A 24,519-nucleotide genomic window follows, 5' to 3' on the forward strand; every position below is an offset into this window, starting at 1 on the left:
CAGCACTGTAGGAGCGAGATCGGGCTTTACCGGTAGAGCCTCATCGCGACTGAAGTCGCTCCTACGGTCGCTCCTACACCGGACCTCGAACGGGCTGCGCGCGCGTGACGGTCGCCAGGGCCGGCGACGGCGCCTCCCGCCCGGCGCCTGGGCCGCCCTCGCCGTCGCGCGGGCGGCCCAGGACCTCCAGCAGCGAATCCAGGCTCGGCAGCCGCAGTCCCTTGCGCCAGACCAGGTGGATGGTGACCTGGCGGTACCTGTCCTCCACCTCGTGCGACATGACATCGTGCCTGTGCGGCAGGCACTCGAGCATGCTCCGGGGCAGCAGCGCCAGGCCCGCGCCCGCCGCCACGCAGGCCACCATGCCGTTGTACGACTCCAGCTCGATCAGCTTGCCCCAGGTGGCATCGTCCTGGCGGAACCAGTCCTCGAAACGACGCCGATAGGCGCAGTTGGGGCGGAACGCGTAGATGTTGAAGCCGTTTATGTCCCGGGCCCTGGCGATCGGTTTCAGTCCCAGCGCGGAGATGACCACCAGCTCCTCCTCGTAGAGGGCGACGGCATCGAGCAGCGGATGCGTCACCGGCCCGTCCACGAACGCGGCGGCGAGGCGGCCGTCCAGCACACCGTCGATCAGGTCGCCCGACGGCCCGGTGCTGAGGTCGAGCAGCACGTTCGGGAAGCGCCGGTGGTACTCGGCCAGCACCGGCGAGATCCGGACCGCGACCGTGCTCACCAGCGCCCCGAGCGACAGCACGCCCTTGGGCATGATCCCGGAGACCGAGGATCTGGCCTCGTCGGCCAGGCTCAGCAGCCGGTTCGCGTAGTCGAGGAAGTTGCGCCCCGACGCCGACAGGCGCAGGCGCTGCTTCTCGCGGATGAACAGCTCCGCGCCCAGTTCGTCCTCCAGCTGGCGGATGCGCGTGGTGAGGTTGGACGGCACCCGGTGCAGGCGCCGGGCGGCGGCGTTGATGCTGCCCTCCCGTGCCACCGCGACGAACATGGCCAACTGCGGGAAATCCACGGCATTCTCTTTTCGTGACTGACTTGCTTAGTTTTATTCAGTTTAAAGAAACATGGCAAGGGAGTAACGTCCTTCGCCGTCAAGCGCGACTGGCGCGATGCCGCCTCCCCGATCGATCCCCGGTCCGGAACAGGCGCACACCGGCGCCAAGCCAGATGCAGAGGCCAGGACCATGACACCATTCCAATTCCATACCGTCCCCCACCTGGTGGTGGAGACCGGGGCGGCAGCCAGGCTGGACGCCATCCTGGGCGAGTACTTCCAGCCCTGCCGCGCCTGCATCGTCACCACCCCGCCGCTGCCCGACAACGGCACCCTGGAACCGATAATCCACAGCCTGGCCGCCGCCGGCTGGAGCGTGGACGTCGTCAGCGACGTGCAGTCCGATCCGCCGGAAGCGGTGGTGCTGGACATCGCCGCGCGCGCCCGCACGCTGGGCAGCGAGCTGGTCATCGGCGTCGGCGGCGGATCGGCGATGGACGTGGCCAAGCTGGTCGCGGTCCTGCTCGGCAGCGAGCAGCCGCTGCCGCAGATGTACGGCATCGACAAGGTGCGCGGGACGCGGCTGCCGCTGGTGCAGATCCCCACCACCGCCGGCACCGGCTCGGAAGTGACGCCGATCGCCGTGGTCACCACCGGCGAGACGACCAAGAGCGGCATCGTCGCCAGGCAGCTCTATGCCGACCTGGTCGTGCTCGATGCCGGGCTGACGCTGGGGCTGCCACCGGCGGTCACCGCCGCGACCGGCATCGATGCGATGGTCCACGCGATCGAATCGTTCACCAGCCGCCGCCTCAAGAACCCCATTTCCGACAGCCTGGCGATCAAGGCGCTGAAGCTGCTCGACCGCAGCCTGCTCGCCGCCTGCCGCGACGGGCGGGACCTGGCGGCCCGCGAGGACATGCTGCTCGGCGCCCTGCTCGCCGGCCAGGCCTTCGCCAACGCCCCGGTCGGGGCGGTGCACGCCCTAGCCTATCCGGTCGGCGGGATCTTCCACGTCGCGCACGGCGTGTCCAACGCGCTGGTGCTGCCGCACGTGCTGCGCCACAACTGCAGCCGCGCCGGCGAGGCGTACGCGCAGCTGGCCGACGCCATCCTGCCGCCCGCGCAGGCCAGGGGCAGCATCGCCGAACGCGCCGAGGCCTTCATCGGCCACATGCAGCGGCTGGTCGAGCAGGCCGCCGTCCCCACCCGGCTGCGCGATGTCGGCATCGGCCGGCAGGACATTCCCGCACTGGCGGCGGCGGCCATGCTGCAGACGCGGCTGCTCGCCAACAATCCCTGCGACGTCGATCTCGAAGACGCGACGTCGATCTACGAAAAGGCATGGTGACATCATGAACGCGGCAGAATTACTCGTTGCAGCACTCGAACAGGAAGGCGTGAAGCAGATCTTCGGCGTTCCCGGAGAGGAGAACCTCGACGTCGTCGATGCGCTGCGCCACTCGTCCATCGAGCTGGTGCTGACCCGGCACGAACAGGCGGCCGCCTTCATGGCCGCCACCCATGGCCGCCTCACCGGCCGGCCCGGCGTGTGCCTGGCGACGCTGGGACCGGGCGCGCTCAACCTGACCACGGGGGCGGCCTACGCCCAGCTCGGCGCCATGCCGATGATCATGATCACCGGCCAGAAGGGCGTGCTGCATCGCCGCCAGGCGCGCTTCCAGGTCGTGGACATCGTCTCCACGATGAAGCCGCTGACCAAGATGGCGCACCAGATCGTCAGCGCCGAGACCATCCCGTCGCTGGTGCGCGAGGCCTTCCGCGTCGCCTGCGAGGAACGCCCCGGCCCGGTGCACCTGGAGCTGCCCGAGGACGTCGCCGCCTCGCCGGCCCCCGACATCGCGCTGATCCCGCCGCACGCCATCCGCCTGCCGGTAGCCTGCCCGCAGGCGCTGGACTGCGCCGCCGAGCTGATCCAGCAGGCCGAGCGCCCGCTGCTGATGCTGGGCGCGGCGGCCAGCCGCCCGCACCTGGCCGATGCCCTGTCAGAGTTCGTGCGCCGGGTGAAGATACCGTTCTTCAACACGCAGATGGGCAAGGGCTCGGTCGCCGGCGGCTCCGGCCGCTACATGGGCACCGCCGCGCTGTCCGAGCGCGACTACGTCCACCAGGCGATCGACCGCGCCGACCTGATCGTCTCCATCGGACACGACACGGTCGAGAAGCCGCCGTTCCTGATGGGACGCGGCGGCCCCAAGGTGCTGCACGTGGGCTACATCCCGGCCACGGTCGAGGAGGTCTACTTCCCCGATGCCGAGCTGATCGGCGACGTCGGGCCGACGCTGGCGCTGCTGGCCGACCGCATCGAGGGCAGGCTGCCGAACGCCGAGGCCCTGCTGCCGCTGCGCGAGCAGATCCTCGCCCACATCGGCGAACGCGCCGAGGAACACCGCTTCCCGCTGCCCCCGCAGAGCATCGTCCACGACGTGCGCCAGGTGATCCCCGAGGACGGCATCGTCTGCCTGGACAACGGCATCTACAAGATCTGGTTCGCGCGCAACTACCGCACCCGGGTGGCCAACACGCTGCTGCTCGACAACGCCCTGGCCACGATGGGCGCCGGCCTGCCCTCGGCGATGATGGCCTCGATGCTGTACCCGCGGCGGCGGGTGATGGCCGTCTGCGGCGACGGCGGCTTCATGATGAACTCGCACGAGCTGGAAACCGCGGTACGCCTGCGGCTCGACCTGGTGGTGCTGATCCTGCAGGACAACGCCTACGGCATGATCCGCTGGAAGCAGGAAGCCAAGGGCCTGGCCGACTTCGGCATGACCTTCGGCAATCCCGACTTCGTCGCCTACGCCGCCTCCTTCGGTGCCAAGGGCAGCCGGGTGGAGACGGCCGACGGCCTGGTGCCGGCACTGGAAGCCGCCTTCGCCGAGGGCGGCGTGCATGTCGTCGTCGCCCCGGTCGACTACTCGGAGAACAAGCGCGTGCTGATCGACGAGCTGCGCGACAAGGCGCTGGGCTGAACCCCGGCCCAAGGAATTGACGCAGCAGCGACCTGTAGGAGCGACTTGTAGGAGCGACTTCAGTCGCGATGAGGCTTTACCGGTACGCAGGCCCTTCTGCACGAACCCGCACGCCCCTGTGCAGGGATTCAAATGGGAAGGCCCATCGCGACTGAAGTCGCTCCTACGGCCATTCCAGCAGCCATTCCAGCAGCCGATCCAACAGCCATTCCACCAGCCGCTCCGGCAGGCCGCATTCCTGCCGGATGCATCCAGGCTCGCGGGCAATCTCGGCGGAGCATTCCCACCCGACGACGTGCCTCCTTCTGGCACCACCTCGCGCTGAATTCCTACGGACCGTGCCCGTCCTGCGAATCATCCTGTGGGCATGTCCAGTCCACACCCGCCCTGCGCCCGTCACCACGCCCTGCGCCGCCACCGGCGCGACGAGGATGGCCGTACCTACCTTCTGACCGCCGTCACCCAGGAGCGTCAGCCGCTGTTCGCCGATTGGCGCTGCGCCTGGGCGGCGGCCGCCACGCTGGCGCAACCGGCGAGCTGGCCGGACGCGCAACTGCTGTGCTGGGTGCTGATGCCCGATCACTGGCATGGACTGCTCAGGCTTCGGTCTCGCGGCACGCTGGCGGCAGCCATGCGCCACGCCAAGGGGCGTTCGGCGCATGCAGTCAACCGTGCACGCGGCCGCAGCGGACAGGTATGGGCACCCGCCTACCACGGCCACGCCCTGCGCCGCGACGATGACGTGCTGCACAGCGCCCGCTACATCGTCGCCAACCCGCTTCGCGCCGGACTGGCCCGGCGACTGGGCGATTATCCGTACTGGGACGCGATCTGGCTGGACGCCGGAACGGCCATGCCGTAACCGCCATTCGACGAGCGTACGTATTTCGTAGAAGCAGCTGTAAGAGCGGCCGTAGGAGCGACTTCAGTCGCGATGGGCCTTCCCATTCGAATCCCCGCACAGGGATGTGCGGGCTTTTGCAGAAGGACCTGCATACCGGTAAAGCCCCATCGCGACTGAAGTCGCTCCTACAGTCATGCAGCGATTGGGACACGCGGCGACCGCAGCTTGCTCGTCCATGGCCGCGGCCTGAACAGGTGCCATGAACCGCTGCGGGCGGCCGTGACCGGCTTCGGCCGCTACGCCTTGACTCACGTCCGCACGGCGCGCCCTTCATCCCGCCTACCGGCAGGATTTGACGTTCGCCTCACGTCGCACCGCAGCCGGGTTAACGGCCATCGCGCTAACGTCCGGAATCTCGACCATCGAGGAGCCCGAGCATGAGCGTTCCCTATCAGATTCCCGGCCGCGTGCCGAACGACGACGACGCCACCCAGGCCTCGGTCTACTGGCGCCGGCACTTCGACGGCAAGCCCTACTACGACGAAGGCGAACTGTTCGAGGACTACGAGCCGGCCTATCGCGCCGGCCACAACGCGCGCCTGCGCGAATTCGGCCGTGCCTACGAGGAAGTGGAAAGCGAACTGCAGCGCGAGTGGGAGACCGCCCATCCCCAGGGGCGCTCGCGCACGACGTGGGAGAAGGCCCGCCACGCCGTGCGCAGCGCCTGGGAACTGGCCGCGCGTCCGGGCAAGGACGAGCCGCACGGGACCTGACCCCGCCCCCGCGCGCGCAACGGCCGCTCCATCCTGATATGGTCGGAGGCGCCCGCCCATCCCGGAGAGTCCGCATGAGCCCGCGCCTGCCTTCCCTGCTTGCCTGCGCCCTGGCCTGCCTGGCCGTCAGTTCCTGTGCACTGGCCGACGGCCCGGCCGCCGGCACCGCCGCGGTCGAGCGCGGCCAATGGCCTTTCGCCGCCACCGAGGCCGGACGCTTCGACGAACCGTGGGCGATGAGCTTCCTGCCGGACGGAACGCTGCTGGTCACCGAGAAGCGCGGCCGCCTGCTGCGCTACGACGCGGACAGCCGTCGCAAGAGCGAGATCGCCGGCGTACCCGACGTGGCCTACGGCGGCCAGGGCGGGTTCGGCGACGTGCTGCCGCACCCGCGTTTTGCCGACAACCGCCTGCTCTACCTGAGCTATGCGGAGCCCGGCACCGGCGGTACCCGCGGCGCGGCGGTGGCACGGGCCACGCTGGCCCTCGACGCCGACGGCGGCGGACGGCTGGACGGGCTCGAGGTGATCTGGCGCCAGGAACCCAAGGTCAGCGGACAGGGCCACTACGGACACCGGCTGGCGTTCGGCCCCGACGGCAAGCTGTGGATCACCTCCAGCGAGCGGCAGAAGTTCGACCCGGCGCAGGACATGCAGTCCAACCTGGGCAAGATCGTGCGCCTGAACGACGACGGCAGCGTGCCGGCCGACAACCCGTTCGCCGCCCAGGGCGGCGTGGCCGCGCAGGTGTGGTCGCTCGGCCATCGCAACGCCCTGGGCATCGCCTTCGACGCGCAGGGCCGGCTGTGGGTGCACGAGATGGGCCCGAAGGGCGGCGACGAGCTGAACCTGATCCAGCGCGGCGGCAACTACGGCTACCCGATCGTCTCCAACGGCGACCACTACGACGGCCGCCCGATCCCCGACCACGACACCCGCCCGGAGTTCGTCGCGCCCAAGGTGACCTGGACCCCGGTGATCTCGCCGGCCGGCTTCATCATCTACGACGGCACGCTGTTCCCGCAGTGGCGCGGCAACGGCTTCATCGGCGGCCTGTCGTCCAAGGCGCTGGTGCGGGTGGAACTGGACGGCGAGGACGCGCGCGAGGCCGGCCGCTACGACATGGGCCAGCGCATCCGCGAGATCGAGCAGGGCCCGGACGGCGCGATCTGGCTGCTGGAGGACGGCAGCGATGGACGGCTGCTGAGGCTCACGCCTGCGGCGTGAGCCCGGGATTGGGGATTCGGGATTGGGGATTGGTAAAGGCGGGGACCACGGAGGATCGGGCTCTTACTAATCCCGAATCCCCAATCCCGAATCCCCGCTTCCCAGCAACTCGAACTGCACCGCCTCGCCCGCCAGCGCATCGGCGCACACCCACAGGTCGAACAGGCCCGGCTCGGCGCCGTACTCGCCGCGCGGGTTGGTGAAGGCAAGCGCATGGCGATCGAGGGTGAACGCCACCTGCGCGCTCTCGCCCGGCTGCAGCGCGATCTTGCGGAACGCCTTGAGCTCGCGCACCGGCCGCACCCGGCTGGCGACGCGGTCGTGCACGTACAGCTGCACCACTTCCTCGCCGGCCACGGCACCGGTGTTGGTCACCGTGGTGGTCACGGTCAGGGTCTCGTCCCAGCCCAGCCGCCCGGTGCTCGGCGACGGCACGCCGTACTCGAACGTGGTGTAGCCCAGGCCGTGGCCGAACGGGTACAGCGGCGCGTCCGGGATCTCGCGCCAGCGTGCCTTGAACTCCTTCATCTCCGGCAGTTCCGGCCGTCCGGTGCGCGGGTGGTTGTAGAACAACGGCTGCTGCCCGGAGGCCAGCGGAAAGCTCACCGGCAACCGCGCCGACGGGCTGTAGTCGCCGAACAGCACGTCGGCCACGCCGTGGCCGGTCTGGGTGCCGAGGAACCAGGTCACCGCGATCGCCTGCGCATCGCGCACCGCGCCGTGCAGCGCCAGCGCGCGGCCGTTGCGCAGCAGCACCACCAGCGGCGTGTCGGTGGCCGCCACCGCCTCGGCCAGCGCCTGCTGCGCGGCAGGCAGCACGATCTCGGTGCGCGATTGCGCCTCGCCGCTGTAGCGCTGCGGCTCGCCCAGCGCCAGCACCACCACGTCGGCGGCGCGCGCGGCGGCCACCGCGGCGTCGATGCCGCCGTCCAGCGGCTCCTCCAGGCCGCAGCCCGGCTCGACCGCCAGCAGCGCCTCGTCGGCCAGCGCCGCGCGCAGCCCGGCTTCCAGCGTCACGTAGCGCGACTTGTCGCCGAACAGCGTCCAGCAACCCTCGATGTTCTCGCGGTCGCGCGCGAACGGGCCGACCAGCGCGATCCGCTGCCCGGCCTTGCGCAGCGGCAGCACCGCGCCCTCGTTCTTCAGCAGCACGATCGAGCGCCGCGCCGCATCGCGCGCCAGCGCGTCGTGGGCGGGCAGGTACGAGGCATCGGCCTCGCGCGCCGGGTCGAGCGAACGGTAGGGGTCGTCGAACAGGCCGATGGCTTCCTTCAGCTCCAGCACCCGCCGCACCGCCGCGTCCAGCGCTTCCACCGGCACCTCGCCGTCTTCCACCAGCGCCGGCAGGTGGTCGGCGAAGAAGCCGCTCTGCATGCTCATGTCCATGCCGGCCAGGAACGCCTTCCTGGTCGCGTCGCGCGCATCGCTGGCGTAGCCGTGGGCGATCAGCTCCATGTCGGCGGTGTAGTCGGAGATCACCACGCCGGGGAAGTTCCACTCGCCGCGCAGGATCTCGGTCAGCAGTTCGCGGTTGGCGCTGGCCGGCACCCCGTTGATGTCGTTGAACGATGTCATCACCGACAGCGCGCCGGCGGCGAAGGCGGCCTGGAACGGCGGCAGGTGCACGTCGCGCAGCGTCTGCGGGGCGATGTCCACGGTGTTGTATTCCATGCCGGCGGCCACCGCGCCGTAGGCGGCGAAATGCTTGGGCGTGGCCAGCAGCGCGTCGGCCGCGCGCAGGTCCCCGCCCTGGAAGCCGCGCACGCGCGCGGCGGCGAACGCGCAGCCCAGCACCACGTCCTCGCCGGCGCCCTCGGCGCCGCGGCCCCAGCGCTGGTCGCGGGCGATGTCCACCGCCGGCGCGTAGGTCCAGTGGATGCCGGCGGCGGTGGCCTCGACCGCGGTGGCGCGGGCGGTACGCTCGGCCAGTTCCGGCTCGAAGCTGGCGGCCTCGCCGAGCGGGATCGGGAACACCGTGCGCATGCCGTGGATCACGTCGGCGGCGAGGATCACCGGGATGCCGAGCCGGCTCTCCTCCACCGCGACGCGCTGGATCTGCCGCCCCAGCTCGGCGCCGACGCCGTTGAACAGCGAGCCGACGCGGCCTTCGCGCACCTGCTGCAGCACCTGCTCGGCGTTGCTCACGTTGGCTTCCGGGTTCACCTCGGGCGCGAACGGCCGGACCATGTCGGCGAACACGCCGAGCTGGCCGACCTTTTCCTCCACGGTCATGCGGGCGAGCAGGGATTCGATGCGGGAGGAGGCCATGGAGAGAGTCCGGGAAAACGTTTACATGAACCCGCCATTCTAGCGGTCCGGACGCCCGGCGACACGCACCGGCATGTTCAGCGATGTGCAGTGGCAGCGGCCGCACGGCCTGCGCCGGGAACCCGCGGCCTGCCCACGATCTAGGGCGCGATGCCACGTGGTCCTCCGGGCCATCGGTTGCGCCGGCTTTCAGGCGTGGATGTTCAGGCCCTCTCCGATCGGGAAAGGGGGCTGGGATGAGAGTACCGGCGAAGCCTCCTGCAGCCCGGTATCGCGCGGCTTCGCCGGTGCCCTCATCCGCCCCTTCGGGGCACCTTCCCCGGAAGGAGAAGGGAGGAAGCCGAAGCCGGGTGCCAGCCGGGTCGCGGGAAAGCCTGGTCGCGACCGACGGCCCGGAGGCCACGGCGAGTCGCTTTCATGGGTACCGCTCCTGCGCAACGGCGACCGACCGGCATGTGCGAGCCGGGACCGGGGACACCGCATCTCCCGGTGCACGCGCGGCGGCACGGGATCGCCTGCCGGCCACGATCCTAGGGGTCGAAGTACGCCTCGAAGATCCGTCCATGCAGTTCGCCCAGCGCGACCTGGATCTCGTCCATGAAGCCGGCGGCGTCGTGGGCGGCCAGCCAGGCCGGGTCGGCCTGCCGCACCAGCCCGACCGCGCGCATCATCGCCCGCTCGACCCGCGGCCGCGGCGGCATCGCCGGCAGGATCTGCTGCGCCCGGGTCAGGCAGAACAGCACGCTGCGCGGGAACCCGCCGTTCTGCAGCAGGAAGCGCAGCGCGTGCTCGCCGGTCACGCGCTGGCGCACGTGGCGGCGATACATCTGGAACGCGGCCAGCGAGCGCAGCACGCTCATCCACTGCAGGTTGCTGTAGGCCTCCAGGTCGTCGGCCTGGCGCGGCGTGACCAGGCCGGAGGCGCCGGCGTCGATGATCCGCGTGGTCATGTCGGCCTGCTCGATCGCCGTGCCCAGGCGCAGGAACTGGAAGCCGATGTCGCGGCTGACGTTGGCGATGAGCAGCCCGGACACCTTCAGGCATGCATCGGTGATGCGGCCCACGAAGTCCTGGCGGTAGCGGCGGCCGATGCCGCGTTCGCCCTCGGCGCCGATGTGCAGGTGCAGGTCGTTGACCGCTTCCCACACGTCCTGCGGCAGGGTATCGCGGATGCTGCGCAGGATCTCGCGTGCCTGCTCGACCGAGGAGCGCAGCGAGGACGGGTTGCGTTCGTCCAGCAGCAGGAAGCGCACCACCTCGGTGTCGGCGACGTCGCGCCCGGCCTCGGGGAACAGTTCGTTGAAGATCTCGCCGGTGCCGACGGTATCGACCATCGGCCGCCAGGTGAAGCGCACCGAGCGCGGCAGGTCCAGTTGCAGCAGGCTGCCGGCGCCGACCAGGCGCGCGGTGTTCTCGGCCCGGCGCAGGTAGCGGCTGAACCAGTAGAGGTTGTTGGCGACGCGGGAAAGCATCAGGGCTTGCCGCCGTTGCCGGGGCAGACCACGTTGCCATGTCCGGCCGCCAGGCGGCCGGACACGGCAACCCGCAGAGCCTGCCCCGTACTTGATACGGGGGCCGCGCTCGGGTGCGTGCGGTAGCGTGTCCTCGTTCGATCGATTGTCGGCATAAATCTCCTCGTTGTTCCTCGCCCCACACGCACTCGAGCGCGGCGTGGCCGGTTCCGGCAGCGGCGGCGAGCCCTAAGGCTCCTCGTCCAGGTCCACCACCCAGGTGTCCTTGGCACCGCCGCCCTGGGAGGAATTGACCACCAGCGAGCCCTCCTGCATCGCCACCCGGGTCAGTCCGCCGGTGGTGACGTAGGTGTCCTCGCGCGAGAGGATGAACGGGCGCAGGTCCAGGTGCCGCGGCGACGGGCCGTCCTCGGTGACGATCGGCGCGGTGGACAGGTTCAGCGTCGGCTGCGCCATGTAGTTGCGCGGGTCGGCCTGGATCAGCGCGCGGAACTTCTCGCGCTCGGCGGCGGTGGAGCGCGGGCCGATCATCATGCCGTAGCCGCCGGACTCGTTGGCCGGCTTGACCACCAGTTCCTCCAGGTGCTCGAGCACGTACTGCCGCTCCTTGTCGTCGTGGCACAGGTAGCTGGGCACGTTGGGCAGGATCGGCTCCTCGTCCAGGTAGTAGCGGATCATCTTCGGCACGTAGGCGAACACGACCTTGTCGTCGGCCACGCCGGCGCCGGGCGCGTTGGCCAGCGCCACCTTGCCGGCGCGCCAGCTGCGGATCAGCCCCGGCACGCCCAGCATCGAGTCCGGCAGGAACGTCTCCGGGTCGATGAACAGGTCGTCGATGCGGCGGTAGATCACGTCCACCCGGCGCGGGCCGTAGACGGTGCGCATGTAGGTGCAGTCGTCGTCGGCCACGAACAGGTCGCCGCCCTCCACCAGCTCGATGCCCATCGCCTGCGCCAGGTAGGCGTGCTCGAAGTAGGCGCTGTTGTACACGCCCGGGGTCAGCAGCGCGATCACCGGCTGCTCGCCCGGGCGCGGGGTCAGCGCGGCCAGGGTGTCGTACAGCTGCGAGGGATACTCGTCCACCGGCAGGATCGCGCTGGTGTCGAACAGCTCGGGGAACACGCGCTTGGCGACCATGCGGTTCTCCAGCATGTACGACACCCCGGAGGGAATGCGCAGGTTGTCCTCAAGCGCGTAGAGCGTGCCGTCGGCGTCGCGCACCAGGTCCGAGCCGCACACGTGCGCCCACACCCCCAGCGGCGGCACGATGCCCACGCACTGCGGGCGGAAGTTCACCGAGTCGGCCAGCAGCATCGCCGGGAACACCTTGTCCTTGACGATCTGCTGGCGGCCGTACAGGTCGCCGATGAACAGGTTGAGCGCGCGCATGCGCTGGCGCAGGCCGGCCTCGGTGCGCTGCCACTCCTTGAGCGGGATGACCCGCGGGATCAGGTCGAACGGCAGCGTGCGGTCGACGTTGCGGCCGTCGGAGTACACGGTGAAGGTGATGCCCATGACCCGCGCGGCGAGGTCGGCGGCGAGCTGGCGCTCGCCGAGTTCGCGCGAGGAAAGGCTGGAGAGGTATTCGATGACCCGGCGTGCGGCCGGACGCGGCGCGCCGTCGGCCTGGATCAGTTCGTCGTAGGTGGCGGTGTGGTACCTGCTCCAGTCCATCTTGCCCCTTGTTGCCTGCCACCCGGCAGCAAAGGCCCGCCGGCATGTTTTCCAGCAACATGCATCGGCACGTGAACCGCGTCAAGTTCCGCGTGCGAACTGCGTCAGCCGGCGATCGCCGCCAGGATGCGGTTGCGCGGCGGCTGCCTGGCCTCGGCGTCGCGCATCAGCATCGCGTCGCTCGACACCTGGAACACGTGCAGGTCGAAGGACGGCAGCAGCGCCAGCAGGTGGTCGATCACGTCGGCCTGGATCTGCTCGTAGCCGACGATGCCGGTCTGGTCGGCGAAGCACCAGATCTCCAGCGGCAGGCCGTTGGCGTCGGGCTGCAGCTGGCGCACCATCAGCAGCATGTCCTGGCGTATGTGCGGGTCGAGCCTGAGGTAGCGCTCGACGTAGGCCCGGAACGCGCCCAGGTTGGTCGGCCGCAGCTCGCTGGCCGGCTTGATGCCGCGCTTGGCCATGTCGCTGTTCCAGGCCGCGATCTCCTTGTCCTTGCCGTCCAGGTAGTCGGCCAGGGTGGTGAACTGGCGCAGGTGCGCGATCTCCTCGTCGCTGAGGAAGCGCACGCTGTGCTGGTCCAGCAGGATCGAGCGCTTGATGCGGCGGCCGCCGGAGGCGTACATGCCGCGCCAGTTCTTGAACGACTCGCTGATCAGCTTCTTGGTCGGGATGGTGGTGATGGTCATGTCCCAGTTCTGCACCGTCACCGTGTGCAGCGCGATGTCGGTGACCGTGCCGTCGGCGTTCTGGCTGGGCATCTCGATCCAGTCGCCGATGCGCACGCGCCCGTCGGTGCTGATCTGCACGCTGGCCACCAGCGACAGCAGGGTGTCCTGGAACACCAGGATCAGCACCGCCATGATCGCGCCCAGGCCGGTGACGATGTGGCCGAACGACACCCCCGACAGCGTGGCCACCATCGACAGCCCGGCCAGCACGAAGATGATGATCTTGATGACCTGCAGGAAGCCCTTGATCGGCCGGTTGCGCGCGTCCGGGCGGCGCTCGTAGATCTCGTTGGCGAGGTTGAGCGCATGCGAGATCGCCAGCGCCACGGTCAGCACGATGAACACCTGGCAGCCCGCCTGCACCACCGCCACCAGCTTCGCCGGCAGGTCCGGCACCCAGGCCAGGCCGAGCTGGATCACCAGCGCCGGCACCACGTTGGCCAGGCGCCGGATCACCGACATCCGCAGCGGCTTGCCGTCGCCGTCCTGGCGCGCCCACGGCGCCCTGTCCAGGACCTTCTGCAGCACCCGCAGCAGGATCCGCTTGGTCACCCAGTTCGCCAGCCACGCCACCACCAGCAGCAGCCCGACCGCCGCCAGGTCGTAGGCGCCCGGATACGGCGCCAGCACCTTCTGCAGCGCATTGAGCTGCTGGTCCAGCAGCACCTGGTCGGCGTGCACGTCGGCCTTGAGGTCGGTCACCGGGCCGCCTCCCGCTCGATGATCACGCCCACCGCGACCGCGCCGCGCACCGCGCCGGGCTTGCTCAGCTTCAGCCGCAGCCAGCGCACGCCGAACTCGTCGAGCACGATGCGCGCGCACTGCTCGGCCAGCGTCTCCACCAGGCCGTAGTCCGACTGCGAGACGAACTCGACCAGGCGCTTGCTGACGGCCTTGTAGTTGAGCGTGTCGGCGATGTCGTCGCTGGCGGCCGGGCGGCGGTTGTCGAAGGCCATCTCCAGGTCGAAGCGCAGGGTCTGGCGGATGCGCCGCTCCCAGTCGTAGATGCCGATCAGGGCGTCGATTTCCAGCCCCTCGATGAAAACCTTGTCCATTGCGCTGCCGCCTGGCCTTGCCGAATGCGCGACATGTTAGCCGCCGCCGGCGCAATGCCGCGAGAAACGACGCCAGGCCTGGCGGTCGCTACGCGGCGCTGCCGCGGTGGCATCTGAAGAGAGGCCAGCACGATTTCGCCTGTGCCGTACCCCATCGGGAGCGCGATCCCCAGCGAGAGAGACGAGACCCGCTTCTCCCCTTCTCCCGCTTGCGGGGGAAGGTGGCGCGCAGCGCCGGATGGGGGCGCTTTTGCTGTTGCTTTCCCATGCTCCAGACAGCCCCCATCCGCCCTTCGGGCACCTTCCCCCGCAAGCGGGAGAAGGGAACTTGCCCAATTCACATCTTGCGGTGGAGAGACAGATGCGGAACGCGGCCACCCAGCCGGGCATCGCACCAGCCCTCCCGCCTACACCAGTGCCGGCAGCGTCGCCATGTCCCAGCGCGGGGTCACGCTGACCGCCTCGCCGCTGCGCTGGCCGGCCTGCAGCCGCAGCGCGCCGGCGAAGGCGATCATCGCGCCGTTGTCGGTGCACAGCGCCGGCGGCGGGAAGCAGGCGCGGCCGCCGCGCGCGGCCGCCATCGCCTGCAGCCGCGCGCGCAGGCGGCGGTTGGCGCCGACCCCGCCGGCGACCACCAGGGTGTCGCAGCCGGCCGCGTCCAGCGCGCGCTCGCACTTGATGGCCAGGGTATCGACCACCGCATCCTCGAAGCCGCGGGCGATGTCGGCGCGGGTGCCCTCGGCCTTGTCGCTGCCCTGCCAGGCCAGCAGCACCTGGGTCTTGAGCCCGGAGAAGCTGAAGTCCAGCCCGGGACGGTCGGTCATCGGCCGGGCGAAGCGGAAACGCCCCGGGGTGCCCCGCTCGGCCAGCGCCGCCAGCTGCGGACCGCCCGGGTACGGCAGCCCCATCAGCTTGGCGGTCTTGTCGAAGGCCTCGCCGGCGGCGTCGTCCAGGGTCTCGCCGAGCAGCCGGTAGCGGCCGATCGCCTCCACCGCCACCAGCTGGGTATGCCCGCCGGACACCAGCAGCGCCACGAACGGCGGCCGCGGCGGATCGTCGCCCATCAGCGGCGCCAGCAGGTGGCCTTCCATGTGGTGCACCCCCACCGCCGGCACCTCCAGCGCCCAGGCCAGCGCCCGCGCCACCCCGGCCCCGACCAGCAGCGCGCCGACCAGGCCGGGGCCGGCGGTATAGGCCACCCCGTCGATATCGCGCACCGACAGCCCGGCCTCGGCCAGGGTCTGGCGGATCAGCGGCAGCGCCTTGCGCACGTGGTCGCGGCTGGCCAGTTCCGGCACCACGCCGCCGTATTCGGCGTGCAGCGCGATCTGGCTGTAGATCGCATGGGCGCGCAGCGCCGCAGCGCCGGACAAGGCGGTGTCGTAGACCGCCACGCCGGTTTCGTCGCAGGAAGATTCGATGCCGAGGACTCGCATGGCATCATTGTGGACCCGAATCGGGCCGGCACAAGCCCGCGGCGTGTCCCGGCCGCTTGCAGCCGCCGTTCGAGTCGCTATAATACGCGGCTCACCGGGCCCGGCCCGGCATCCTGTTATGCGAGTCCCTTCGCACCAGCCTGGCCACCCGTGGCCCGACTGCCAAATTCCCGGAGATTCCATGCCCAGCGTCAAAGTCCGCGAAAACGAGCCCTTCGAGTTTGCGCTCCGTCGTTTCAAGCGCACCTGCGAAAAGGCCGGCGTGCTGGCCGAAACCCGCAAGCGCGAGTTCTACGAGAAGCCGACCCAGGAGCGCAAGCGCAAGGCCGCCGCCGCGGTGAAGCGCCAGCTGCGCCGCAGCTCGCGCGACGTCACCAAGCGCCAGCGCCTGTACTGATTCATCCGCGGGTTTCCCGCCGGCAGCCGCCCCGCGGCGCCGGCCGGACGCTTACGAAAGGCCGGCACGCGCAAGCGTTGCCGGCTTTTTGCGTTGGCCGCCGACAGGGTGCGGCGCGCCCGCGCATCCCCCTCTCCCCCGGAATCCGGCCCCGGCCGGTCCCTCCGACAAGCCATGAAAGGTGAAGCCATGAGCCTCAAGCAGCAGCTGACCGACGACATGAAGGCCGCGATGAAGGGCGGCGACAAGCACAGCCTGGGCGTGATCCGGCTGATCAACGCGGCGATCAAGCAGAAGGAAGTGGACGAGCGCATCGAGCTGGACGACGCGGCGGTGATCGCGGTGCTCGACAAGATGGTCAAGCAGCGCAAGGACTCGGTGACCCAGTACGAGGCCGCCAGCCGCGAGGACCTGGCCTCGGTCGAGCGCGAGGAGATCGTGGTGATCGAGCGCTACCTGCCGGCCAAGATGGGCGAGGCCGAGATCGCGGCCGCGGTCCAGGCCGCCATCGCCCAGACCGGCGCCAGCGGCCCGGCCGACATGGGCAAGCTGATGGGCGCCCTGAAGCCCAAGCTGGCCGGCAAGGCCGACATGGGCCAGGTCTCGGCGCTGGTGAAGAAGGCGCTGGCGGGCTGAAGGGGGGGGGCGGGATTCGGGATTGGGGATTCGGGATTGGCAGAAGCCTTGCTCCTCCGCTTTTCCCGAATCCCGAATCCCCAATCCCGAATCCAGCGCCATCAGCGGCCTTTCATGCGGTCTTCGGACGATTCCTGCTAGAACACCCCCTGGCTTCCGACACTTCCGGCTCCGCATGGCCCCACGCCTGTCACCCCGCATGCAGCATCTCAGCGAGCGTATCCAGCGCAGCCTGCCGGTGGCGCTGGTGCAGCGCTTCGTCGAGATCGACCTGATGACCCAGGCGGCCTCGCTGGCGTTCTACGCGCTGCTGTCGATGGCGCCGCTGCTGGTGCTGCTGCTGTGGCTCACCGCCTCGCTGTACCCGCCGGCGCAGCAGTCGCTGATCGACCAGATCGGGCAGATGGCCGGCGAGAACGCCGCGGCGGTGGCCGATACCGTGATCCGCAACGCCACCGACCAGCCCAGCGTCGGTTCGCTGGCCGGGCTGTGGAGCACGCTGCTGCTGTTCGTCGGCGCGACCGTGGTGTTCGCCCAACTGCAGGGGGCGCTCAACCTGATCTTCCGTTCCGACCGCCTGCACCTGAACGGTGCCGTGGCCTGGCTGAAGAAGCGCGTGTTCTCGATGGGCGTGGTGCTGGCGCTGGGCTTCCTGCTGATCATCTCGATGCTGGCGACCACTGCGCTGCAGGTCGCCTTCGCCCGCCTGCCCTCGGTGCTGCCGGCGATCGGCTACGTCACCACCCTGCTGCTGTATGCGGCCGCGTTCGCCTTCCTCTACCACTACCTGCCCGATCGCCGGGTGGAATGGCGCCAGGCCATCCTCGGCGGCGTCATCACCGCGCTGCTGTTCGCGCTGGGCCGCTACCTGATCGGCCTGTACCTGGCGCAGGCCGCCCCGGGCAGCGCCTACGGCTCGATGGGCGCGCTGGTACTGCTGCTGATCTGGCTGTACTACGCGATCCTGGTGTTCTTCGCCGGCGCGCTGATCACCGCGGTGATCGACGAACGGGCCGAGGCGCGGCGCCGGCCCGCGCCGGCCGCAACGCCGGAGCCGGACGGCGGCACGGGCAATCCCCCCGACCCAGTGTAGGCGCGGCCCGTAGGAGCGACTTCAGTCGCGAACGGGCTCTACCGGTAAGGCCTCTCGCGACTGAAGTCGCTCCTACGGGTCGCCCACGGTTTGCCCCTGCGGTTCGCTCCTGCCAGGCAGGCCGGCGCTTGACGGCCATGGCATCCTATCGGTCTGCCATGGCACGCCTTCCTCACGCTCTCACCGACGACCACGCCACAGCCATGCCCGGCTGCGGCGCGGCAGGCCGTGCCGGCGTGCGCCGCATGCCGCCGGCCACCTGTTGCCGCTCCCACCGGCGACGCGGGGGACGCTGAAGATGGCCAGGATCCCGGACGCCTTCATCGACGACCTGCTCGCCCGCACCGACATCGTCGAGGTGATCGGCACCCGCGTGCCGCTCAAGCGCCAGGGCAAGGAGTACGCGGCGCGCTGCCCGTTCCACGACGAGCGTTCGGCCTCGTTCACGGTCTCGCCGACCAAGCAGTTCTACCACTGCTTCGGCTGCGGCGCGCACGGCACCGCGATCAGCTTCCTGATGAACTACGACCGCCTCGAGTTCCTCGACGCGGTCGACGAACTGGCCAAGCACGCCGGCATGGAGGTGCCGCGCGAGGCGCAGCCGCGCAGCGCGCAGCAGCAGGACGACAGCCGCGACCTGTACTCGGCGCTGGACGCGGCCTCTAAGTTCTTCCAGAAGCACCTGGAAGGCAGCGACAAGGCCCGCAGCTACCTGGGCGAGCGCGGCGTCGACGCGGCGACCATCGCCCAGTTCGGCATCGGCTACGCCCCGGACGGCTACAGCGCGCTGAAGGACGCGCTGGGCAAGGACGAGCGGCGGATGAAGCTGCTCGACCGCGCCGGGCTGTTCTCCAAGAACGAGCGCGGCCACGTCTACGACAAGTTCCGCGACCGGGTGATGTTCCCGATCCTCGACCGCCGCGGCCGGGTGATCGCCTTCGGCGGCCGCGTGCTGGCCAAGGACGACGGCCCCAAGTACCTCAACTCGCCCGAGACCGCGCTGTTCCACAAGGGCCGCGAGCTGTACGGGCTGTGGCAGGTGCGCCAGGCCAACCAGAAGATCGAGCGACTGATCGTGGTCGAGGGCTACATGGACGTGGTCAGCCTGTTCCAGTTCGGCGTCACCCAGGCGGTGGCCACGCTGGGCACGGCGACCACGCCGGACCATGCCGAGCTGCTGTTCCGCAACGCCCCCGACGTGTACTTCTGCTTCGACGGCGACAACGCCGGGCGCAAGGCCGGCTGGCGCGCGCTGGAATCGGTGCTGCCGCGGATGAAGGACGGCCGCCAGGCGTTCTTCCTGTTCCTGCCCGACGGCGAGGACCCGGACACCATCGTGCGCAAGGAGGGCAAGGAGGCGTTCGACGCCCGGCTCAAGCAGGCCACGCCGCTGTCGCGGTTCTTCTTCGACGAACTGGCGCGCGAGGTCAACCTGGCCACGCTCGACGGCCGCGCGCGGCTGGCCGAGCGCGCACGGCCGATGCTGGCGCAGATCCCGGACGGCGCCTTCGGCGACCTGATGAGGCAGGAACTGGCGCGCATGACCGGGGTCGGCGGCGCGGCGGCGGCGCCCGCCGCGCCGCGTCCCGGGCCGCGCGGCGCGGCGCCGGTGCAGCGCCGCAGCCTGGTGCGCAGCGCGATCACGCTGATCCTGCAGAAGCCGGCGCTGGCGCTGGCGATGGAGGGCCATGCCCGCTTCGCCGGGCTGCGGCTGCCCGGCATCGAGCTGCTGGTCGAGCTGATCGAGCTGGTGCGCCAGCGCCCGGACATCAGCACCGGCGCGCTGCTGGAGCACTTCGCCGAGCGCGAGGAGCAGGCCGCGCTGCACAAGCTGGCGGCGCTGGAGCTGCCGGGCGACGAGACCATCTGGACCGCCGAGCTGCAGGACGCCGCCATCCAGCTGGAAAGGCAGCTGCTGCAGCAGCGGCTGGAGGAACTGCAGGCCAAGCAGCGCGAGCGCGGCCTGGACGAGATGGACAAGTACGAACTGCGCGAGCTGCTGCGCGCGCGCGCGGCGATGCATTGAAGCGCCGTGCAGCCCTGGGCTCCGGCGCGATGAGAGGATGCAATATGGTAGGAGCACCCGGCAGGAGCGACTTCAGTCGCGATGGGGCTCCACCGGCGGAGCCCCATCGCGACTGAAGTCGCTGCTACGTCCTACGTCCCCACCCCGAACGCCATCACCGATGAAGAACCTGTTCCAGCGCCTGCATATCGATCCCTTCACCCTGGCCCTGCTTGCCACCGTGGTACTGGCCTCGCTGCTGCCGGTCTCCGGCACCGCCGCCGGGGTGATGGACGTGGTCACCGACGTGGCCATCGCCGCGCTGTTCTTCCTGCACGGGGCACGGCTCTCGCGCGAGGCGGTCAAGGCCGGCATGCTGCACTGGCGCCTGCACCTGGTCATCCTGGCGTGCACCTTCGTGCTGTTCCCGCTGCTGGGGCTGCTGTTCAAGCCGCTGGCGCACGCGCTGCTGACGCCGCAGCTGTTCGTCGGCCTGCTGTTCCTGTGCGCGCTGCCGTCCACCGTGCAGTCCTCGATCGCCTTCACCTCGATGGCCGGCGGCAACGTGCCGGCGGCGGTGTGCGCGGCCTCGCTGTCGAGCCTGCTGGGGGTGTTCCTGACGCCGCTGCTGATGGGCCTGCTGGTCGGCACCCAGGGCGCAATGGCCGACCCGCTGGTGGCGATCGGCAAGATCCTGCTGCAGCTGCTGGTGCCGTTCCTGGCCGGACATTTCCTGCGGCCGTGGATCGGCGCCTGGGTCGAGCGGCACCGGCCGGTGCTGCGCTACACCGACCAGGGCACCATCCTGCTGGTGGTCTACACCGCCTTCAGCGCCTCGGTGATCGAGGGCCTGTGGCGCGACACGCCGCTGCCGGCGCTGCTGGGCGTGGCGGTGGCCGCGGCGGTGCTGCTGGCGCTGGCGATGGGCCTGATCACCTTCATCGCACGCCGGTTCGGCTTCAATCGCGCCGACGAGATCGCCATCGTGTTCTGCGGCTCGAAGAAGAGCCTGGCCACCGGCGTGCCGATGGCCAAGGTGATGTTCGCCGGCGGCAGCCTCGGCGCGATCGTGCTGCCGATCATGCTCTACCACCAGATCCAGCTGATCGTCTGCGCCTTCGTCGCCCAGCGCTACGCGCGCGAGCGGAGGTGAGCCCGGCCGCATCCGCGGCACCGATCCGCCTGCGCAGCGACCCGGCCGGGCGCTAAGGCAGCCAGTGGTCCACCAGCAGGAACGCGAACAGCGCCATCAGGTAGACGATCGAGTAGCCGAACATGCGCATCGGGAAGAACTCGTCCGGCGGGTCGAGCATGCGCCAGGCGTACCACAGGAACACCGCGTCCAGCACCAGCGCGCCGCCCAGGTAGAACATCCCGCACATGCCCACCGCCACCGGCAGCAGCGTCACCACGGCGAGCATCACCGTGTACAGCAGGATCTGCCGGCGCGTGTACTCCACGCCGTGGGTCACCGGCAGCATCGGGATCGAGGCCTTGGCGTAGTCGGCGCGGCGGAAGATCGCCAGCGCCCAGAAGTGCGGCGGCGTCCACACGAAGATGATCAGCACCAGCAGCGAGGCGTAGGCCCAGTCCCATTCGCCGCGCATGCCGGTGATCGCCGCCCAGCCCAGCAGCGGCGGGGTGGCGCCGGCCAGCCCGCCGATGACGATGTTCTGCGGCGTGGCGCGCTTGAGGTAGACCGTGTAGATCACCGCGTAGCCGATCAGCGAGCCGAAGGTCAGCACTGCGGTGATCACGTTCACCCACAGCACCAGGATCGCCATCGACAGTGCCGTCAGCACGCTGGCGAACACCAGCACCTGCCACGGCCTGACCTTGCCCACCACCAGCGGCCGCCACGAGGTGCGCGCCATCTGCGCGTCGATCTTGGCATCGAGCAGCTGGTTGATCGCCGCCGCGCCGGCGGCCGACAGCCAGATGCCGACGAAACCGAGCAGCCCGGCGCGCACCTGCTCGGCATCGGGCAGGCCGGGGATGGCCAGGCACATCCCCACCAGCGAGGTGAACACGATCAGTGCCACCACCTTGGGCTTGGTGAGGTCCCAGTAGTCGCGGGCGGTGGCGCTCATGCCGGCTCCGGGGCGCGCATGCGCGCCAGCAGCGACACCAGCACGAACAGCAGCGCCACCGCGCCGGCGTTGTGCAGCACCGAGACCTCCAGTGGCAGCGCCAGCTTGACGTTGAGGATGCCCAGCGCGACCTGCACCACCAGCAGCAGCACCAGCCCGGCGGCCCAGCCGCGCATGCCCGGCTGCCGTCCCAACCGCAGCGCCAGCCACAGCAGGTAGGCCACCGCCACCACGGCCATCATGCGGTGCCCCATCTGGATGGCGATGCGCGCCGCGCCGTCGAGCACGCCGCCCTCGTAGTCCACGCCGATGCCGCGCCACAGGGTGAAGCCCTCGCGGAAGTCGTGCGGCGGCCACCAGCGGCTCACGCACCTGGGGAAGTTGTCGGCCGACCAGCTGCCGCCGCCGCAGGCCAGCGCGGCGTAGTTGGCGCTGACCCAGCCGCCGAGCGCGATCTGCAGGCCGAGCAGCGCCAGGCCCAGCCGCAGCAGCCACTTCCAGCGCGCGGCATCGGCCATCACGATCGGCAGGTGGGTGGCGCGCCAGGCCATCCACACCAGCAAGGAGAAGGTGACCATGCCGCCGAGCAGGTGGCCCATCACCACGATGGGCTTGAGCAGCCAGGTCACCGTCCACATGCCCAGCAGCGCCTGGAACACGATCATCGCCAGCGCCAGCGCGCCCACCCGCGACAGGTCGCTGTTGGACCAGCGCAGCGCGGCCAGCAGCAGGATCGCCTCCCCGCCCAGCGCCAGCACGCTGGCCAGCACGTGCTCGCCGCGCATGTACAGCGGGATGCCCAGCGCCACCAGCACCAGCGCGCCGACCACCTGGGTCACCCCCAACCTGCGCCGGCGCGCCGACAGCACCGCCAGCATCAGGATCTCCAGGCTCAGGAAGCCGGCCAGGAAGCGGTGCACCTGCTCGCGCCAGGCCTTGTGCGTCTCCAGCGGGCGGATCTGCGTGGCGGCGTGGTCGAGCACCTCGTGCGGCGCCTGCGGCCAGGCGATGCGGCCGTAGCAGGTGGGCCAGTCCGGGCAGCTCAGGCCGGCATCGGACAGGCGCACGAACGAGCCGAACACGATGGTGCCGGCGGTGGCCAGCACCGCCAGCCAGGCCATGCGGTGGAAATGCCGGAACAGCGCCGGCCGTGCGAGCAGGGTCATCGGGGGAGGCTCACTTCAGTTTCAGCAGCTTCGCCAGGTCCGCGCGCAGCCCGGCCGGGTCGAAGCCGGGGGCATAGCGCAGGATCACGAAGCCGTTCGGATCGATCACGTACACCGGCGTGCCGGCGGGATCGGCGGCGCGCGGCAGTACGGCCAGCAGCGCGGGATCGGGCTGCAGCGCGTGCAGCGCCGGCAGCGCCGCCAGGTCCGCCGGCGGCGTGCCGATCCACAACAGGTGCACGTGGTCGGCGCGGTGGCCCAGCAGTTGCCGGACCTTGTCCAGGTCGCCGGCCAGGGCCCGGCAATCGGCGGCGCAGTCCGGCGAGGGCGCCAGCGCGATGCGCCAGATGCGCGCCGCCGGCTCCCAGGCGTAGGCGCCACCATCGGCCAGTCGTGGCGCCAGCATGCGCAGGTCGGCCGGCGGCGACAGCAGCTCGCCGTGGTTGCGGTGCCCGGAGGGCTGCCAGCCGGAAAAACGCAGCGCGCCGGCCACCAGCATCGAGCCGAAGAACAGCGCGAACAGGGCGATCAGCATCAGGCGTCCACGTCGGGACGGATGCCCCGGGGCCGGCACGGAGGAAGTCATGGGCACGATTTTCTCATGCTCCGGCGATCAGCGCCCGCTTGTCGCACCTGCGGCAATCACGGCACCGCCCGAGGCACCCGCCGGCGGCGCCATTCCAGCACCAGCGCCAGCACCAGCACCGCCAGTGCCAACGCGAACCACTGCACCGCGTAGCCCAGGTGGCGGGCGGGCGGCAGCATGTTGGGCAGCGGATCCAAGTCGCGGACGTGGCCGATCGGCAGCGCCGGGTCCAGCCGCAGCACCTGCGGCGACAACGCATAACCCAGCGCGCCGGCCGTGGCCGCCATGTCGATGCGGCTGGCCAGCCAGCGCCCCGGCACCGCGGTCGCCGCCAACGGCGGCCCCAGCGCCAGCCCCGGCGAAGGCGGCGGCGCAAGCAGCCCGCGCAGCTGGAACCGGCCCTGCAACGGCTGCAGTACCGGCATGCGCCGGTCGCCCGGCAGCGGCAGCCAGCCCAGGTCCACCAGCACCGGCGACGCCCCGCCCCCGGCCCGGAACGGCTGGTAGACGCGGATGCCGGCCTGGCCGGCATGCAACTGGTTGTCCAGCAGCAGCACCTGCGGCAGGAACGCGCCCTCGCCCTCCACCCAGCGCAGCGCGGGCGGCGCCTGCAGGGCATCGGCCAGCGCCCAGGGCCGGTCGCGCGCCTGCGTCGCCTGCACCAGCAGCGACTGCTTGTAGTGCATGCGCTGCAGCTGCCAGCGCCCGAGCAGGCAGAACGCCACGACGGCGGCAACCGCCAGAACCCAGCCCAGCCGCCGCGTGTGCTGCCGCGTCATGACAAATGCCGCCGGAACGGCTGCAATGCACGCGTCACCCTCATCGGCACGCCCGCATGTTGAACGATTCGCTCAAGACCCTGCTGGTGGTGGCGTTCCTGATCGTCATCGTCTGGAACCTCGGCGCCGGGCTGTACTACCTGCTGGTGGACCGCGGCCAGAGCAAGCGTACCGTCAACGCCCTCACCCGCCGCATCGCGCTCTCGGTGGCGCTGATCGTGCTGGTGATCATCGGCATCTGGACCGGCGCGATCAGGCCGCATGGGGTTTGAGGCGCGGGATTCGGGAT

At 70.4% G+C, this 24,519-nt stretch carries 21 protein-coding genes and 1 pseudogene; 11 read left to right on the forward strand and 11 right to left on the reverse strand.

Features of this window, described 5'->3' with window-relative positions; all coding sequences use genetic code 11:
- Window positions 1-73: 73 nt before the first annotated feature.
- On the reverse strand, window positions 74-1,024 hold the full coding sequence (locus LRX76_RS04900) for a LysR family transcriptional regulator (RefSeq protein ID WP_231802709.1): 951 nt from the start codon (window positions 1,022-1,024) through the stop codon (window positions 74-76).
- A gap of 172 nt (window positions 1,025-1,196) precedes the next feature.
- On the opposite strand from LRX76_RS04900, the gene LRX76_RS04905 reads away from it, so the two are divergent.
- The 5 genes from LRX76_RS04905 (at window position 1,197) to LRX76_RS04925 (ending at window position 6,842) form a co-directional block, all read left to right on the forward strand.
- Window positions 1,197-2,357, forward strand: a complete 1,161-nt coding sequence (locus tag LRX76_RS04905) for an iron-containing alcohol dehydrogenase (protein WP_231802711.1) — start codon at window positions 1,197-1,199, stop codon at window positions 2,355-2,357.
- 1 nt (window position 2,358) lies between these two features.
- Window positions 2,359-3,999, forward strand: coding sequence for an acetolactate synthase large subunit (locus LRX76_RS04910; RefSeq protein WP_231803347.1), 1,641 nt, complete (start codon window positions 2,359-2,361; stop codon window positions 3,997-3,999).
- Between the two features lie 367 nt (window positions 4,000-4,366).
- On the forward strand, window positions 4,367-4,861 hold the full coding sequence (locus LRX76_RS04915; protein WP_231802713.1) for a transposase: 495 nt from the start codon (window positions 4,367-4,369) through the stop codon (window positions 4,859-4,861).
- Window positions 4,862-5,280: 419 nt separating this feature from the next.
- A complete protein-coding gene (locus LRX76_RS04920; protein ID WP_231802715.1) occupies window positions 5,281-5,616 on the forward strand; it encodes a hypothetical protein in 336 nt (111 codons plus the stop codon).
- Window positions 5,617-5,690: 74 nt separating this feature from the next.
- Window positions 5,691-6,842, forward strand: a complete 1,152-nt coding sequence (locus LRX76_RS04925) for a PQQ-dependent sugar dehydrogenase (RefSeq protein ID WP_231802717.1) — start codon at window positions 5,691-5,693, stop codon at window positions 6,840-6,842.
- 66 nt (window positions 6,843-6,908) lie between these two features.
- Here the strand turns inward: LRX76_RS04925 and LRX76_RS04930 are convergent, their stop codons facing one another.
- The 6 genes from LRX76_RS04930 to tsaD form a co-directional block, all read right to left on the reverse strand.
- The gene (locus LRX76_RS04930; RefSeq protein ID WP_231802719.1) at window positions 6,909-9,110 is read right to left on the reverse strand and encodes a glycoside hydrolase family 3 N-terminal domain-containing protein; all 2,202 of its coding nucleotides are present in this window, start codon (window positions 9,108-9,110) and stop codon (window positions 6,909-6,911) included.
- Window positions 9,111-9,640: 530 nt separating this feature from the next.
- Entirely contained in the window at window positions 9,641-10,582 is a 942-nt protein-coding gene (locus tag LRX76_RS04935) for an alpha-E domain-containing protein (RefSeq protein WP_231802721.1), read from the reverse strand.
- Window positions 10,583-10,810: 228 nt separating this feature from the next.
- Window positions 10,811-12,256, reverse strand: a complete 1,446-nt coding sequence (locus tag LRX76_RS04940) for a circularly permuted type 2 ATP-grasp protein (RefSeq protein ID WP_231802723.1) — start codon at window positions 12,254-12,256, stop codon at window positions 10,811-10,813.
- Between the two features lie 104 nt (window positions 12,257-12,360).
- Window positions 12,361-13,653, reverse strand: a complete 1,293-nt coding sequence (locus LRX76_RS04945) for a mechanosensitive ion channel domain-containing protein (RefSeq protein WP_231803349.1) — start codon at window positions 13,651-13,653, stop codon at window positions 12,361-12,363.
- Between the two features lie 32 nt (window positions 13,654-13,685).
- A complete protein-coding gene (folB, locus tag LRX76_RS04950; protein WP_231802725.1) occupies window positions 13,686-14,042 on the reverse strand; it encodes a dihydroneopterin aldolase in 357 nt (118 codons plus the stop codon).
- A gap of 407 nt (window positions 14,043-14,449) precedes the next feature.
- Entirely contained in the window at window positions 14,450-15,478 is a 1,029-nt protein-coding gene (gene tsaD, locus LRX76_RS04955; RefSeq protein WP_231802727.1) for a tRNA (adenosine(37)-N6)-threonylcarbamoyltransferase complex transferase subunit TsaD, read from the reverse strand.
- Window positions 15,479-15,659: 181 nt separating this feature from the next.
- On the opposite strand from tsaD, the gene rpsU reads away from it, so the two are divergent.
- From rpsU to LRX76_RS04980, 5 genes and pseudogenes are all read left to right on the forward strand, one after another.
- Entirely contained in the window at window positions 15,660-15,875 is a 216-nt protein-coding gene (gene rpsU, locus LRX76_RS04960; protein WP_002808376.1) for a 30S ribosomal protein S21, read from the forward strand.
- Window positions 15,876-16,064: 189 nt separating this feature from the next.
- Window positions 16,065-16,511, forward strand: a complete 447-nt coding sequence (locus LRX76_RS04965; RefSeq protein ID WP_231802729.1) for a GatB/YqeY domain-containing protein — start codon at window positions 16,065-16,067, stop codon at window positions 16,509-16,511.
- A gap of 175 nt (window positions 16,512-16,686) precedes the next feature.
- Window positions 16,687-17,523: pseudogene (locus tag LRX76_RS04970) on the forward strand (YihY/virulence factor BrkB family protein); the annotation flags it as partial.
- A 379-nt stretch (window positions 17,524-17,902) separates the two neighbouring features.
- The gene (gene dnaG, locus LRX76_RS04975) at window positions 17,903-19,630 is read left to right on the forward strand and encodes a DNA primase (RefSeq protein ID WP_231802731.1); all 1,728 of its coding nucleotides are present in this window, start codon (window positions 17,903-17,905) and stop codon (window positions 19,628-19,630) included.
- 160 nt (window positions 19,631-19,790) lie between these two features.
- Complete coding sequence (locus tag LRX76_RS04980) at window positions 19,791-20,762, forward strand: bile acid:sodium symporter family protein (RefSeq protein ID WP_231802733.1); 972 nt, start codon at window positions 19,791-19,793, stop codon at window positions 20,760-20,762.
- 52 nt (window positions 20,763-20,814) lie between these two features.
- On the opposite strand, the gene cyoE is transcribed toward LRX76_RS04980, so the two are convergent.
- Genes cyoE through LRX76_RS05000 form a run of 4 tightly spaced genes read right to left on the reverse strand, consistent with a single transcriptional unit; the run spans window position 20,815 to window position 24,230 of the window.
- On the reverse strand, window positions 20,815-21,699 hold the full coding sequence (gene cyoE, locus LRX76_RS04985) for a heme o synthase (protein ID WP_231802735.1): 885 nt from the start codon (window positions 21,697-21,699) through the stop codon (window positions 20,815-20,817).
- Window positions 21,696-22,865: a COX15/CtaA family protein gene (locus LRX76_RS04990; protein WP_231802737.1), complete on the reverse strand. Its 1,170-nt coding sequence runs from the start codon at window positions 22,863-22,865 to the stop codon at window positions 21,696-21,698. The genes cyoE and LRX76_RS04990 overlap by 4 nt, the downstream gene beginning before the upstream one ends.
- A gap of 10 nt (window positions 22,866-22,875) precedes the next feature.
- Entirely contained in the window at window positions 22,876-23,451 is a 576-nt protein-coding gene (locus LRX76_RS04995) for a hypothetical protein (protein WP_231802739.1), read from the reverse strand.
- 56 nt (window positions 23,452-23,507) lie between these two features.
- On the reverse strand, window positions 23,508-24,230 hold the full coding sequence (locus LRX76_RS05000; protein ID WP_231802740.1) for an SURF1 family protein: 723 nt from the start codon (window positions 24,228-24,230) through the stop codon (window positions 23,508-23,510).
- A gap of 59 nt (window positions 24,231-24,289) precedes the next feature.
- Here LRX76_RS05000 and LRX76_RS05005 point away from each other — a divergent pair, with 59 nt between their 5' ends.
- A complete protein-coding gene (locus tag LRX76_RS05005) occupies window positions 24,290-24,502 on the forward strand; it encodes a twin transmembrane helix small protein (protein ID WP_231803351.1) in 213 nt (70 codons plus the stop codon).
- The last annotated feature ends 17 nt before the right edge of the window (window positions 24,503-24,519 follow it).

It is taken from the genome of Stenotrophomonas sp. MMGLT7 (assembly GCF_021168555.1).
Classification (GTDB): domain Bacteria; phylum Pseudomonadota; class Gammaproteobacteria; order Xanthomonadales; family Xanthomonadaceae; genus MMGLT7.